Below are 14,272 nucleotides of genomic sequence, written 5' to 3' on the forward strand. Positions count from 1 at the left end.
TCCGTTTCTCTCGGGGCGTGGGAGGCCACCGCGGCGGCCTGGTGTGCAGCTTAGGTTAGCCTTACCTTTGTTCGCTACCGGCCGTCGTCTCCGGAGGACCTCCCATGCCCGCGTGCCTTCGTGCCCTGGTCACCGTCGTGTACGTGACCCTCCTGGGGGCGCTGCTCCCGGCGGCTCCCGCGCACGCCGAGAGCCGCACCGTGCAGGGCGGCCGGCTCGACTGGGGCGTCAGATCGTCCTTCCAGAGCTACGTCACCGGGCCGACAGCCAAGGGGAGTTACTCCCTGACCGGCGGCACCGGAACCGTGGGCGGCAGCCAGTTCCGCTTCCCCTCCGCCACCGGCAGCTACGACGACGGCACCGGCGCGTTCACCGCGTCCTTCGCCGGCGGGGTGCACTTCGTCGGGCACCGGGAGAGTGACGGCACCTATCAGCTGGACCTCACCCTCAGCCGTCCCACCGTCCGTATCTCCGGCTCGTCCGGCACGCTCTACCTGGACGTCGTCAGCAAGGAGAAGGGCACCGGGGCGGTCACGACGTCCTCACAGGTGCCCTTCGCCTCCCTCGCCCTGGGCGGCATCGACATGAGGGGCGGCGGCACGGCCGTCGTGCTCAGGAACGTGCCCGCCACCCTCACCGCGCAGGGCGCCGCCGCCTTCGCCGGCTACTACACGGCCGGTACCGCCCTGGACCCGGTGAGCCTGGCGGCGGACGTCGAGGCGGCGACCACCCCCACCCCCACGTCCACGAGGCCGTCCACGAAGCCGCCCGTGCGGAAGCCCGCCGCGAAGGGCGACTCCGTCGAGGACGCCGCCGTCGACTGGGGCGTGCGCCGCACCTTCCGGGAGTACGTCACCGGTGACATCGCCCGCGGCAGGTGGACGCTGACCGGCGGCGCCGAGGACGGCGGCGCCCTCTTCCGCTTCCCGAAGGGTGAAGGGAGGTACCGCGAGGGCGCGTTGACGGCGGCCTTCGCGGGCGCCGTCCGCTTCACCGGCGACCACGGCCTCGACCTGAGACTGAGCGGGGTCGGGGTCACCGTCCGGGACGGCCGGGGCACCCTCTACGCCGACGTCGACAGTGACGGCTTCACCGCCGGCAAGGTCCCGCTGGTCACCTTCACGGCCGGCGGCCTCACCCCGAAGAAGGGGCTCGCCGAGGTCACCGAGGCCCCCGCGAAGCTCACCGCCCAGGGCGCGAAGGCCTTCGCCGGGATGTACCCGGCCGGTACGGCCATGGACCCGGTCTCCCTCGCCGTAGCCCTCACCGCCGACGCCACCCTTCCCGCCCTGCCCGACCTGGGCAGCGCGGGAGACGAGACGGAGACCCCGTCACCGAGCCCCGCCTCGGCCCGTCCGGTGGCGAGCGACACCACCGCCGCCGGTGACGGCACCCCCGTCCTGCCCGTCGTCCTCACCACGGGTGCCCTGCTGGCCGCCGCCGCGCTCTTCGCGGTCGCAGTCCGCCGGCGCCGCACCCGCACCGCGGCCGGGCCCGCCCCCGCCGACGAGGACTAGCCCCCTGCGGGATCCCGGGACTCCCGGGACCCCCGGACCATTCACGAGGAGCCACATGCCCGCCGGCACGCGCACCACCACCCGCGCCACCGCCCCCAGAAAGCTCGCCCTCGCCGCCGCCGTCGCGGTCACCCTGGGAGCCGGCGCGCTCACCGCGGCGACCACCGCGTCCGCCGCCGAAGTGCCGCTCAGCGGATACGAGTTGACCTGGGGCGTCAAGCAGTCCTACCGCACCTATGTCACGACCTACGCGGCCGGCACCTTCACCGCGGCGGACGGCGCGACCCAGGCCGACGGCAACGGCGCCTTCACCTTCACCGGGGGCAGCGGCAGTTACGACTCCGACGCCCACACCGTGGACCTCGGCTTCCGGGGCAGCCTGCACATCGTCTCCCAGCCGCACGGCTTCGACCTGACGCTGTCGGACGTGAAGTTCGACAGCGGGGCCGCGCAGATCACCGCGGACGTGACCAGCAACGGCACCACCACGGACGACGTGCCGCTCGCCACGGTCACCGTCACCCGCGCGATGACCGACATGACGACCACCCTCACCCGGCAGGCGGCCGACGTCTTCGGCAGCGCGAGCTACGCGGGCGCGGCAGGCGACCCGCTCACCGTCGTCCAGAGGACCACCGAGTCGCCCTCCGCGACGCCCTCCGCGTCCCCGTCCGCCTCCGAGAGCGCGAGCCCGTCCGCCTCGGCGTCGGCCTCGCCCTCCACCAGCGCCTCCGCGTCGGGCTCCGCCTCCGCCTCCCCGTCGCCCTCCGCGTCCGCGTCCGAACCGGCCCCGGCCGAGGGCGACATAGCCGACGGCACCCTCACCTGGGGCGTCAAGGAGTCCTTCCGCACCTACGTGGTAGGCGGCGTCGCCCAGGGCCGGATCACCGCCTCCGACGGCGCGACCCAGGCCGCCGGCAACGGCGCCTTCACCTTCGCCGACGCGACCGGCAGCTACGACACGGACGCCGGCACCCTCTCCGCCGCCTTCGAGGGCGCGGTCAACTTCAAGGGCCACGAGAGCAACGGCACGTACGGCCTCGACCTCACCCTCAGCAACGTCCGGGCGACGGTCGACGGCGGCAGGGGCGAACTCACCGCCGACGTGACCAGCCTCGGCACCACCACGAAGAACGTGGAACTGGCCGACCTCGACGCCGGCTCCGCCGATCTGACGCCCGAGGACGACGTGATCGGCCTCGACGACGTCGCCGCCACCCTGACCGAGGCCGGCGCGAAGGCGTTCGGCGGCTACTACACCGCGGGCACCGAACTCGACCCGGTCGACCTCTCCGTCGCCCTCACCGACGACGCCCAACTCCCCTCCGGGGACGGTGATTCCACCGCCGTCCCGACCTCCACCGCCTCGGACGCGGGCGGCTCGGCGAGCGGCGGCGTCACCGGTTCGACCACCGGCGGCACCGGCGGCACCGGCGGCAGCCTCGCCTCCACCGGCTCGGCCCTTCCGGCCGCCGCGCTCGGCACGGCCGCCGCGGTCACGGTGGCGGCGGGCGCGGGCGTGGTGTTCGCGATGCGCAGGCGCCGCACCGAGGCGTGATCCCCGCCCGGCGGCGGCCGCGGGCCCCTCGGCCGGGGCGACCGGGCCGCCGCCGCGGTGCTTGAATGCCGGAGTGACTGATTACGACGTGCTGCGTGTCTTCTGCGCGGCGAACGGCGGCTACGGCAACGAACTCGGGGTCGTCCGGGACGGCTCGCTGCTGCCCGCGCGCGAGGACCGTCAGGCCCTGGCGGCGAAGCTCGGGTTCAGCGAGACCGTGTTCGTCGACGACCCCGAGCGCGGGGTCGTCGACATCTACACCCCCACGCTGCGGCTGCCCTTCGCCGGCCACCCCTGCGTCGGCACCGCCTGGCTGCTGGACGTGCCCGAACTGGTCACACCGGCCGGCGTGGTCGGCGCCCGGCTGGACGGGGAGTTCAGCTGGATCGAGGCACGCCCCGAATGGGCCCCGCCGCGCACCCTGCGCCAGTACGCCACGGCCGCCCAGGTGGACGCCCTGCCGGTGCCCGAGCCCGGGGAGTGGATCTACGCCTGGGCCTGGGAGGACGAGCCCGCGGGGCGGGTCCGGGCCCGTGCCTTCCCCGGCCGCGGCGACGGCATCGACGAGGACGAGGCGACCGGCGCGGCCGCGCTGCTGCTCACCGACCGGCTGGGCCGCGCCCTGAACATCACCCAGGGCCGGGGCTCGCAGATCCTGACGGCACCGCAGCCGTACGGCTGGGTGGAGATCGGCGGGCGGGTCCTCCTGGAGGGCGCCGAACGGCAGCCCGGTCTCAGCTAGTGCTGCGACCGGCGGCGACCGGCTTGTCCGCGCGCCCGCGCCGCACGTAGTACCAGGTCATGTTCGACGACAGGCCCGTCAGCAGCACCCAGACGACGCCGATCAGCCAGCTGCCCTGGACGAACGACACGACGGCGGCGACGACGGCGAGAACGCAGACGACCAGGGAGTAGAGGGCGAGGCGGGGCATAGGAGCTGTCGCTTTCGGTTCGGTCGGTTCGGCCGGGGACACCGGTGGCCGTCCACCAGTGTCCCCCATCGCCCGGAGGATCCGTCGGCAGGATCCGCGTGGTGGGCCCGTCCGCAGGATCCGCGGGGAGGGCCCGACGTGAGCCGGTGCCGCTCAGACGTCCGTGACGCGGAGCCCGGCGTGCGCCTTGTAGCGGCGGTTGACCGAGATCAGGTTGGCCACCAGCGACTCCACCTGGTGGGCGTTGCGCAGCCGCCCCGCGAAGATGCCCCGCATGCCCGGGATGCGCCCGGCCAGTGCCTGCACGATCTCCACGTCCGCGCGCACCTCGCCCAGCACCATCACGTCGGTGTCGATCTCCTCGACCTCCGGGTCCTGGAGCAGTACCGCCGACAGGTGGTGGAAGGCCGCCGTGACCCTGGAGTCCGGCAGCAGCGCCGCGGCCTGCTCGGCCGCGCTGCCCTCCTCCGGCTTGAGCGCGTACGCGCCCTTCTTGTCGAAACCGAGCGGGTTGACGCAGTCCACGACCAGCTTCCCGGCCAGTTCCGCGCGCAGCGACTCCAGCGTCTTGCCGTGCCCGTCCCACGGCACGGCGACGATCACGAGGTCGCTGCGGCGCGCGCACTCCGCGTTGTCGGCGCCCTCGACTCCGTGCCCGAGTTCGTCGGCGGCGGCCCGCGCGCGCTCGGCGGCCCGGGAACCGATGATCACCTTCTGGCCGGCCAGGGCCAGCCGGTAGGCGAGGCCCTTGCCCTGCGGGCCGGTGCCGCCGAGCACACCCACGACCAGTCCGGAGACGTCGGGCAGGTCCCAGGGATCCTTGGCGGGGGCCTTCTCGGCCGCCGCCTGCTGTGCGCTGTCGGAAGTGTCGGAAGAGGTCATGGGCCGACTCTACGTCCGCGGGGGTGGCCGCACCCGGTCAGGTGAGCCGGTTCACCGGTACCCGGCGGAAGGTGATCGTCTCGTACGCGCCGAAGTCCCCGGTCTCGTACAGCAGTCCGACGGTGTCCGGGTCGACCCGGGTCAGGTCGGAGTACGCGGCGGGCAGGCCGTCGACCGGGTGGACGGGACGCCAGGTGGTACCGCCGTCGCCGGACGCGCGGATCGTCATCAGCGCACGGGTGGCGGGGTCGGCGGGGCCCGAGTAGAGCAGCACGTCGGGGTCCCGCAACTGCAGGACGGAGGCCTCGCAGACCGGCGCGGTGAGCCCGGCCTGCGGCCGGAACGGCTTCACCAGCGTCCGCCCGCCGTCCTCGGAGTGCGCGTCGGCCCGGTTGCCCGGCGAAGGCGAGTCGTTGCGGGTGTTGAAGTAGACGCGCCCGTCCGGCAGTTCGGCGGCGGAGGTCTCGTTGACGTTGACGTAGCCGTCGGTGTTCTCGTCGACGTAGCCGAGATACCAGGTCTCGCCGCGGTCGTCGCTGAGCAGGCAGTGGCCGCTGTTGTACCTCGCCTCCGTGCCGTTGTCGGTGCCGGTGGGCGGCAGGGTGTGGTTCGCGGCCACGACGACCCGCCCGGAGGCCAGTTGGAGGGCGTGCCCGGGGGTGGTGGCGTACCACCGCCACCCGGCCTCCTTCACCGACCCGGTGATCTCCCGCGGAACGGACCACGTCACCCCGTCGTCGTCGCTGTGCCGCACCCACACCCGGCGCCCGTCCGCGTCCGGCACCTGTCCGCGCAGGATGGCGTTCTCGGTGGCGTAGGCGGCGTTGCGGACGTGGACGAGCAGGATCCGGCCGCTGTCCAGGACGACGGGAGCGGGGTTGCCGGCGAGGTCGGTGCCGTTGTCCGCGGCCACCTGGAGCGCTCCCCAGGTGCGCCCGCCGTCGGTGGAGCGCTTCAGCACCACCTCGATGTGCCCGTGGTCGGCGGCCGAGTCCACCCTCCCCTCGCAGAAGGCGAGCACGGTGCCCGCCCGGGAGACCACCACGGCCGGGATCCGGAAACTGGCGTAACCCTCGGTGCCCGCACGGAAGGGAATGGTTGCTTCTGCGTCACTCATGGGCCGCCTCCTCCCCGGGGCGGGCGAATTCGCGGTGAACTCCGCGTCACGAGTGACCGATTGAGGCAGTATGCCGGGGCATGGACGCCGTACGGGTCGCGTTGCTGCGTGAAGTGCTGGCCGGAACCGAGTGGTTGGGGGCGACACGCAGATTCGCGGGTGCGCTGCGGGGCTCGGTGGTGACGCACGGCGGCGGACTGCTGCTGCTCGGCACCCCTGAGTACGAGCCGTGGCATCTCGCCGCGCACCTCGTGGACGAGGCCGCGTGGTCCGGTACCCCTGAACTGGCGCCGACGCTGGTACGGCACCGGGCCAGGCCGACCGACCCGGCGCACCTCGCCGTCGGCCCCGGACGCATCGAGGCGGCACGCCGGGGCGAGACGCTGCTGGTGGTGGCGCCGGGCGACTCCTCGCAACCGCTCCTGGACCACGTGCACACCGCCCGCCGGGCCGGGGTGACGGTACTGGCGCTGGCCGCCGCGCCCGACGGCGCGCTGGCGTCGATGGCCCACGAGACGCTCACCGTCCCCGAGGACGCGGAACTCGACCTGGACACGGTCCAGCACCTGGTCAGCGCGGCGACGGGGGAGAACGGCCCGTCGCCGAGGGGACGCCGCCGCTTCAGGGACCGCCTCGCGAGGCTGGCCGAGACGGTGACGGCCCCGCCCCCGACCCCTTGGTGATCTCCCGCCCACCACCCGGCTCGGGTCGGTGGGCGGAAAAAGCGGTTGAGGCCGCGGCGGCGGCCGTTCAGCATGGCTCAGCGTGACCGTGCTTCCCGACCTCGCCCCCTGGCGGGCCTCCGCCGACTTCCGCCGCCTGTGGGCCTCCGGCCTGATCAGCAACTTCGGGACCTTCCTGACGTTCGTCGCGCTCCCGGTGCAGATCAAGGACCTCACCGGCAGCGCGGCCGCCGTGGGCGCCATCGGCGCGGTGGAACTGCTCCCGCTCATCCTGTTCGGCCTGTACGGCGGTGCCCTCGCCGACGCCCTCGACAAGCGGCTGCTGATCCTGTGGACCGAGGCCGGCCAGGGCCTGCTCAGCGCGGCCCTGCTGCTGAACGCCCTGGTGCCGCGTCCGGCCGTCTGGCCGCTGTACGCCGTCGCCGCGCTCTCCGCCGCGCTGAGCTCGGTGCAGCGCCCGGCCCTCGACTCGCTCTGGCCGCGGATCGTCGCCCACGACGACCTCCCGGCCGCCGCCGCGCTGAACTCGTTCCGCTGGACGGTCGGCGGCGTCGCCGGACCCGCCGTCGCCGGCCTGGTCGTGGCCTACGCGGGCCTCGGCTGGGCGTACGGCGCGGACCTCGTCACCTTCGCCGTCTCGGTCGTCCTGATCGTTCCGATCGCCGCGTCCCCCGCCGCCCACGAGGCGGTGAAGCCCTCCCTGCGCTCCATCGCGGAGGGCGCCCGCTACGCCTGGGGCCGCAAGGAACTCCTCGGCACCTACGCCGTCGACCTCGCGGCGATGTTCCTGGCGATGCCGCTCGCCGTCCTGCCGTTCCTGGCCGACGAGTTGGACGCGAAGTGGTCCCTCGGGCTGATGTACGCGGCGATCCCGGCCGGCGCGCTGCTGGTGAGCCTGGTCAGCGGCTGGACCGGCCGGGTGCGCAGGCACGGCCGGATGGTGGTGCTGTCGGCCGCGCTGTGGGGCCTGGCGATCGCCGCCGCCGGTGCCGTGCGGAACGTGTGGCTGGTGCTGCTCCTGCTGGCCGTGGCCGGCGGCTGCGACATGGTCAGCGGGATCTTCCGGGGCGCCATGTGGAACCAGACGATCCCCGACGAGCTGCGCGGCCGGCTCGCCGGGATCGAACTGCTGTCGTACTCGGTCGGCCCGACCGTCGGACAGGTCCGGGCCGGAGGGATGGCCGGTTGGCTCGGCGTGCGGACGTCCGTCGGTGTGGGCGGTGTGCTGTGCGCCGGCGCGGTGGGCCTGCTCGCCCTGTGCCTGCCCGCGCTGATGGCCTACGACGCCCGGACCGACGAGCACGCCGTGCGGCTGCGCGCCCAGCGCACGGCCGCACCGACCCCCCTCTGACCGGTTCCTCCGGTCAGCCCTCGTCCGAGGAGTCACCCGCCGGGGCGTCGTGCCAGCGCGGGTCGTTCTCCCACTCGAGGTTGCGCTCGCGGGCCATCTCCATCGCGTGTTCGGCCTCCGTCCGGCTGGCGTAGGGGCCGAACCGGTCCTTGGCAGGGCACTCGGGGCCCTCCTCGACCTTCTTGTGCTCCAGGCAGTAGTACCACTCGCCCGGCTTGCCGACGGTCCGCTTCTTGAACAGGGCCATGACCATCTCCTTTCGCCTTCCACATGTTCCCGCATGCCCGCTGGTTAGACTCGCTGGCATGTCTGGCCAGTCGCTGCTCGTACCAGGGGAGCTCTCTCCCACCCGTTCGGTACCCGGGAACATCCGCCGCCCCGAGTACGTCGGCAAACCCGCGCCGACCCCGTACACCGGGCCCGAGGTGCAGACCCCGGAGACCGTCGAGGCGATGCGGGTCGCCGGCCGTATCGCCGCGCGGGCGATGGCGGAGGCCGCGAAGATCATCGCGCCGGGGGTGACCACGGACGAGCTGGACAGGGTCGCGCACGCGTACATGTGCGACCACGGGGCCTACCCCTCCACGCTGGGCTACCGCGGCTTCCCGAAGTCCCTGTGCACCAGCCTCAACGAGGTCATCTGCCACGGCATCCCGGACTCGACGGTCCTCCAGGACGGCGACATCGTCAACCTGGACGTGACGGCGTACATCGGCGGGGTGCACGGCGACAACAACGCGACCTACCTGGTCGGGGACGTCGACGAGGAGAGCCGGCTGCTGGTCGAGCGGACCCGGGAGTCCCTCGACCGGGCGATCAAGGCGGTCAGGCCCGGCCGGCAGATCAACATCATCGGCCGGGTCATCGAGTCGTACGCCAAGCGCTTCGGATACGGCGTGGTGCGGGACTTCACCGGCCACGGCATCAACTCGTCGTTCCATTCCGGGCTGATCATCCCGCACTACGACAGCCCGCACGCGACGACCGTGATGCAGCCCGGGATGACCTTCACGATCGAGCCGATGCTGACCCTCGGCACGCACGAGTACGACATGTGGGACGACGGCTGGACCGTGGTCACCAAGGACCGCAGGCGGACCGCGCAGTTCGAGCACACCCTGGTGGTGACCGAGACCGGCGCGGAGATCCTCACGCTGCCGTAGCCCGCCCGCGGCCCCGCCGTTCCACCGGGCCCGTCCTCCGCCTCGGAGGGCGGGCCCTTTTCGGGTACGCTTTTACCGACATGGTGTCGGTAACGTTGCCGACGAAACGTCGGAAAGGCCATTGACTTAGGTAAGCCTTACCTTAGAGGATGGTGCCCATGGAGTCCTTCTCGACACTCATCCGCACCGCGTCCCACGAGCAGCACGTGGCGGCGGAGACCTCGACGTTCATGAGCGACCTGCTGGGCGGCCGGCTGGGCGTGGCGGCGTACGCGCGCTACACCGAGCAGCTGTGGTTCGTGTACGACGCGCTGGAGAGCGGGGCCGCGCGGCTGGCGTCCGACCCGGTGGCCGGGCCGTTCGTGCGGCCCGAGCTGTTCCGGCTCGCCGCGCTGGAGCGGGACCTCGCGCACCTGCGCGGGACCGGCTGGCGCACCGGCCTCACCGCGCTGCCGGCCACCGAGGAGTACGCGGCCCGGGTCCGGGAGTGCGCCGGGGGATGGCCCGCCGGATACATCGCCCACCACTACACCCGCTACCTCGGCGACCTCTCCGGCGGCCAGATCATCCGCGACCGGGCCGAGCGGACCTGGGGCTTCGAGAAGAAGGGCGACGGCGTCCGGTTCTACGTCTTCGAGAACGTCGCCAACCCCGCCGCCTTCAAGCGGGGCTACCGCGAACTCCTCGACGCGGTGGACGCCGACGACCTGGAGAAGCAGCGCATCGTCACCGAGTGCAAGCGCGCCTTCGCGCTCAACACGGACATGTTCCACGCGCTCGGCGAGGAGTTCCCGCTCTCCGCGTGAGGGTCAGCCGACCGCCGAGCAGAAGTCGTTCGTCCCCTGCCAGAAGCGGTACAGCTCCTGGCCGCAGTAGGTGTCGACGTCGCCCACGCCCAGCCCCCGCAGCAGCGCGTCGATCACGTCGAAGAACACGCTGTTGACCGACGGCACCCACAGCAGCGCGAAGACGAAGAGCAGGCCGAACGGCGCGAACGGCTCCACCTGGCGCTTGACGCCGTACGACAGCCAGGGCTCGATCACGCCGTAGCCGTCCAGGCCCGGCACCGGCAGGAAGTTCAGGATCGCGGCCGTGACCTGGAGCAGGGCGAGGAAGGCGAGCGCGTAACGGAAGTCGCGCGGCACGCCGTCCAGGGCGTCCAGCCAGAAGGGAGCGGTGCAGACGGCGGCGAAGAGCACGTTGGTCAGCGGGCCGGCCGCCGAGACGAGGCTGTGCCGCCAGCGGCCGTGGATCCGGTTGCGCTCGATGAAGACCGCGCCGCCCGGCAGGCCGATCCCGCCCATGATCACGAACAGCACCGGGAGCACGATGCTCAGCAGGGCGTGGGTGTAGGCGAGAGGATTGAGGCTCAGATAACCCTTCGCGCGGACCGAGGTGTCACCGCTGTGCAGGGCGGTGCGCGCGTGCGCGTACTCGTGCAGGCACAGCGAGACGATCCAGGCCGCCGTCACGAACAGGAACACGGCGACGCCGGGCTGCTCGGCGAAGCCGGACCAGGTGGCCCACCCGGTGACCGCGGTGACGGCCGCGATCCCGACGAACACGGGAGAGATCCGCCGGTCGCTGTGGCGGGTGGTGGTGGCGGTCATGGGCCGGGACTCCTGGGGACGCGTCGGTGGTGGTGGCGTGCGGGGTAGACCGTACAGGTGGCGGGTGAAGAAGGAGTTCATCATCCCGTGACCGGCCGGACCCGCACCCTCGACTCCTCCCGGTTCACGCGTATCCGAAACCCGCGAGCGGCGCCCGGGCGTCCCCAGGGACAATGGACCCCGTGCGCTACCGGATTCTCGGCACCACCCAGGCACTCCGCCCCGACGGCACGGCCGTCCCCGTGGGCGGGGCGCGCCTGCGTGCCCTGCTGACCGTGCTGGCGTTGCGGCCCGGGCGCGCGGTGCCCGCCGGGCTGCTCGTCGACGAGGTGTGGGGCGAGGACCCGCCCGCGGACGCGGCCGGCGCGCTCCAGGCCCTGGTCGGCCGGCTGCGCCGGGCGCTCGGCGCCGACGCCGTCGCGTCCACCGACGGCGGCTACCGGCTCGCCGCCGCCCCCGACGACATCGACCTGCACCGTTTCGAGCGGCTCACCGGCGAGGCACTGCGGGCGCTCGCCGACGGCGACCCCGCCAAGGCGGCGGCCGTCCTCGACGACGCCCTCGCCCTGTGGCACGGCCCGGCCCTGGCCGACCTGCCCGACCGCACCGCCGAGGCGGCCCGCGTCGACGTCCGCCGCCTCGACGCGCTGCGCGCCCGCCACGCCGCCGCCCTCGCCCTCGGCCACGCCGAACAGGCGCTGCCCGAGCTGACCGCCCTGTGCGACGCCCACCCGCTGGACGAACCCCTCCAGACGCTGCGCCTGCGCGCCCTGCACGCCTGCGGCCGCACCGCCGAGGCGCTGGCCGCCTACGACGACGTACGGCATCTGCTCGCCGACCGGCTCGGCTCCGACCCGGGTTCCGAACTGCGCGCTCTGCACGCCGGGTTGCTCGAACCGGCGGCGGCCCCCGAGCAGCCGGCCCGGCCCGGCAACCTGCGCGCCCGGCTCACCTCCTTCGTGGGCCGCGAGGCCGACCTGGAGGCCATCAGGGGCGACCTCGCCACCGCCCGCCTGGTCACCCTGCTGGGGCCCGGCGGGGCCGGCAAGACCCGGCTGTCCCAGGAGGCCGCGGAGACCGCGCGGAACACCGTCCGGGACGGGGTGTGGCTGGCCGAGCTGGCGCCCGTCGACGACCCGGCCGACGTCCCCGAGGCCGTGCTCAGCGCGGTCGGTGCCCGCGAGACCGTGCTCTACGGCGCCGGCGCCGAGGGCATGCGGGCCGCGGCCGACCGGCACGACGACCCCGTCGACCGGCTCGTCGACCACTGCTCCCGGCGACGCATGCTGATCGTCCTCGACAACTGCGAGCACGTCGTCGACGCGGCGGCCGATCTCGCGGCCCGGCTACTGGAACGCTGCCCGGACCTGAGGATTCTCGCCACCAGCCGTGAACCCCTCGGCGTACCGGGGGAGTTGCTGCGCCCGGTGGAGCCGCTGCCCGATCCGGTGGCCCTGCGGCTGCTCGCCGACCGGGGCGCCGCGGCCCGGCCCGGCTTCACGGTCGACGCCGACGAGGAGACCGCGGCGGCCTGCGCCGAGATCTGCCGCCGCCTGGACGGGCTGCCGCTGGCCATCGAACTGGCCGCCGCCCGGCTGCGGATGCTCACGCCCCGGCAGATCGCCGACCGGCTCGACGACCGCTTCCGCCTGCTCACCTCCGGCAGCCGGACCGTACTGCCCCGCCAGCAGACCCTGCGCGCGGTCGTCGACTGGTCCTGGGACCTGCTCGACGCCGACGAACGCGGCGTCCTCGGCCGGCTCTCGGTGTTCGCGGGCGGCTGCGACCTGGCCGCCGCCGAGGCGGTCTGCGGCCCCGCGGCCCTGGACGCGCTGGGCTCCCTGGTCGACAAGTCCCTCGTAGTCGCCGCCCCTTCGGACGGCCAGGGGATGCGCTACCGGCTCCTGGAGACCGTCGCCGAGTACGCCGGCGCCCGCCTGGACGAGAGCGGCGAGCGCGCCCCCGCCGAGCGCGCCCATCTGACGTACTACCGTGAACTCGCCCGCACCACCGACCCGTTGCTGCGCGGAACCGGTCAGCGCGCCGCCGTGGCCCGGCTGGAGCGGGAGTACGAGAACCTGCGCACGGCCATCCGGCACGCCGTCGCCGCCAGGGACGAGCAGGAGGCGCTGTGCCTGGCCCACTCCCTGGTCTGGTACTGGCAGTTGCGTGACAAGCGGGTCGAGACCCGCACCTGGTGCGCCGACATCATGGCCCTGGGCCCGGACCCGTTCGCCGAGCCGGTCCGCCGCGCGGAACCGGTGTGGCAGCGCCCGCACGACACCCCGCCGCCGTACACCGGGGAGGTGCTCGTCGAGGCCCGGCGCGGCATCCACCTGGCCCATCTGGCGTGCATGGACACCGAGTTGGAGGCCTGGCAGACACCGCAGGCGCAGACCAAGATGCGCGCCGTCACCCAGGCCTACGAGCCCGGACTGCCGCAGACCTGCCGGGCCCCCGGCATGTTCTGGTTCTTCGCCGTGATGCTGACCGGTGGCCTGGAGCAGCTGCGCACCATCGTGGACGCCGGCGTCGAGACCTGTCGCCGTACACCCGGTTACGAGTGGGAACTCGCCGGCGCCCTCCAGTTGCGCGCCAACGTGTTCGCCAACTTCGCCACCTCGGCCGGTGCCGCCACCCGCGACGCCGACGAGGCGCTGGAGATCTTCCGGCGCCTCGGGGACGACTGGGGTACCGCCGAGGCCTTCTCGGCGCGCGCCGAGTCCCGGGAGCGGATGGGGGAGTACCGGGAGGCCGCCGCCGACTACGAGGCCGCCATCCGCTGCGCCGAGCGGCTCGACGCCCGCACCCAGGTCGCCGTGCTCAACGCCCGCCTCGGCATGGCGCTGCTCGAACTGGGCGAGACCGAACGCGGCGAACGGCTGCTGCGCGAGGTCATCGACCACCACGAGAGCAGCCACAGCGAGGCGATGCCCGCCGCCCGGCTCTTCCTGACCGTGTGGCTGCTGCTGACCGACCGGATCGCCGAGGCCCGCGAGCAGCTCCGCCTGCTGCGCGTCCAGTTCAAGATCTCGCACTTCGTCGTCTTCGACGCCATGATCCTCATCCAGGAGGCCTGGGTGGACGCCCTCGACGGTCTCCACACGGAGGCCCTGGCCAAGCTGCGGGAGGCGATAGCGCACTCCGACGACCCGCTGGCCCAGGCCGTCACCCCGCACTCCGGCTCCTCCAGCCTGACCGTCGCCGCCTTCGCCCTGGCCGGCGCGGACGGCGGCACCCGAGCCCTGGACGCCGCCCGCTGCCTGGGCGCCGCCGTCGCCCTGCGGCCCGCCGCACATGTCCCCTCCGGCATGGAACGCCGGCTGCACGGCCGCACCGAGGACCGGGTCCGTGCCGCGGTCGGCGACGACACCGCCTACGAGGCCGCGTACGCCGAGGGCGGCGGCCTCTCCCTCGTGGAGGCCACCGCCCTGCTCTGACCCGGCACCCGGCCGCCGG

General features: G+C 73.6%; 13 protein-coding genes. 8 read left to right on the plus strand and 5 right to left on the minus strand.

Going from position 1 to position 14,272, the window contains the following annotated elements:
- Window positions 1-104: 104 nt before the first annotated feature.
- The 3 genes from ACFY3I_RS12485 to ACFY3I_RS12495 all read left to right on the plus strand — a co-directional run bounded on the left by ACFY3I_RS12485 (window position 105) and on the right by ACFY3I_RS12495 (window position 3,817).
- A complete protein-coding gene (locus tag ACFY3I_RS12485) occupies window positions 105-1,517 on the plus strand; it encodes an HtaA domain-containing protein (RefSeq protein WP_390860543.1) in 1,413 nt (470 codons plus the stop codon).
- Window positions 1,518-1,572: 55 nt separating this feature from the next.
- Window positions 1,573-3,075, plus strand: coding sequence for an HtaA domain-containing protein (locus ACFY3I_RS12490; protein WP_390860544.1), 1,503 nt, complete (start codon window positions 1,573-1,575; stop codon window positions 3,073-3,075).
- 73 nt (window positions 3,076-3,148) lie between these two features.
- Window positions 3,149-3,817, plus strand: a complete 669-nt coding sequence (locus ACFY3I_RS12495; protein ID WP_390860545.1) for a PhzF family phenazine biosynthesis protein — start codon at window positions 3,149-3,151, stop codon at window positions 3,815-3,817.
- Here the strand turns inward: ACFY3I_RS12495 and ACFY3I_RS12500 are convergent.
- The 3 genes from ACFY3I_RS12500 to ACFY3I_RS12510 form a co-directional block, all read right to left on the minus strand.
- The gene (locus ACFY3I_RS12500; protein WP_390860546.1) at window positions 3,810-4,076 is read right to left on the minus strand and encodes a hypothetical protein; all 267 of its coding nucleotides are present in this window, start codon (window positions 4,074-4,076) and stop codon (window positions 3,810-3,812) included. The two genes, ACFY3I_RS12495 and ACFY3I_RS12500, sit on opposite strands and share 8 nt — an antisense overlap.
- Window positions 4,077-4,160: 84 nt before the next feature.
- Window positions 4,161-4,889, minus strand: a complete 729-nt coding sequence (npdG, locus tag ACFY3I_RS12505; protein ID WP_365294472.1) for an NADPH-dependent F420 reductase — start codon at window positions 4,887-4,889, stop codon at window positions 4,161-4,163.
- A gap of 37 nt (window positions 4,890-4,926) precedes the next feature.
- Entirely contained in the window at window positions 4,927-6,006 is a 1,080-nt protein-coding gene (locus tag ACFY3I_RS12510) for an exo-alpha-sialidase (protein WP_390860547.1), read from the minus strand.
- Between the two features lie 80 nt (window positions 6,007-6,086).
- Here ACFY3I_RS12510 and ACFY3I_RS12515 point away from each other — a divergent pair, with 80 nt between their 5' ends.
- Both ACFY3I_RS12515 and ACFY3I_RS12520 read left to right on the plus strand, forming a co-directional pair.
- Window positions 6,087-6,689: a hypothetical protein gene (locus ACFY3I_RS12515; protein ID WP_390860548.1), complete on the plus strand. Its 603-nt coding sequence runs from the start codon at window positions 6,087-6,089 to the stop codon at window positions 6,687-6,689.
- An 82-nt stretch (window positions 6,690-6,771) separates the two neighbouring features.
- Window positions 6,772-8,040, plus strand: a complete 1,269-nt coding sequence (locus tag ACFY3I_RS12520; RefSeq protein ID WP_365294477.1) for an MFS transporter — start codon at window positions 6,772-6,774, stop codon at window positions 8,038-8,040.
- A 13-nt stretch (window positions 8,041-8,053) separates the two neighbouring features.
- Here ACFY3I_RS12520 and ACFY3I_RS12525 read toward each other — a convergent pair whose 3' ends face one another.
- Complete coding sequence (locus ACFY3I_RS12525) at window positions 8,054-8,287, minus strand: hypothetical protein (RefSeq protein WP_365294479.1); 234 nt, start codon at window positions 8,285-8,287, stop codon at window positions 8,054-8,056.
- A gap of 58 nt (window positions 8,288-8,345) precedes the next feature.
- On the opposite strand from ACFY3I_RS12525, the gene map reads away from it, so the two are divergent.
- Window positions 8,346-9,203 (plus strand): type I methionyl aminopeptidase, encoded by an 858-nt coding sequence (gene map, locus ACFY3I_RS12530; RefSeq protein ID WP_365294481.1) that lies wholly within the window; start codon window positions 8,346-8,348, stop codon window positions 9,201-9,203.
- Between the two features lie 158 nt (window positions 9,204-9,361).
- Window positions 9,362-10,009, plus strand: a complete 648-nt coding sequence (locus tag ACFY3I_RS12535) for a heme oxygenase (biliverdin-producing) (RefSeq protein ID WP_390860549.1) — start codon at window positions 9,362-9,364, stop codon at window positions 10,007-10,009.
- Between the two features lie 3 nt (window positions 10,010-10,012).
- Here the strand turns inward: ACFY3I_RS12535 and ACFY3I_RS12540 are convergent, their stop codons facing one another.
- Window positions 10,013-10,813 (minus strand): site-2 protease family protein, encoded by an 801-nt coding sequence (locus tag ACFY3I_RS12540; protein WP_390860551.1) that lies wholly within the window; start codon window positions 10,811-10,813, stop codon window positions 10,013-10,015.
- A 173-nt stretch (window positions 10,814-10,986) separates the two neighbouring features.
- Here ACFY3I_RS12540 and ACFY3I_RS12545 point away from each other — a divergent pair, with 173 nt between their 5' ends.
- Complete coding sequence (locus ACFY3I_RS12545; protein ID WP_390860552.1) at window positions 10,987-14,253, plus strand: BTAD domain-containing putative transcriptional regulator; 3,267 nt, start codon at window positions 10,987-10,989, stop codon at window positions 14,251-14,253.
- Window positions 14,254-14,272 lie beyond the last annotated feature (19 nt).

It is taken from the genome of Streptomyces sp. NPDC001068, assembly GCF_042897315.1.
Classification (GTDB): domain Bacteria; phylum Actinomycetota; class Actinomycetes; order Streptomycetales; family Streptomycetaceae; genus Streptomyces.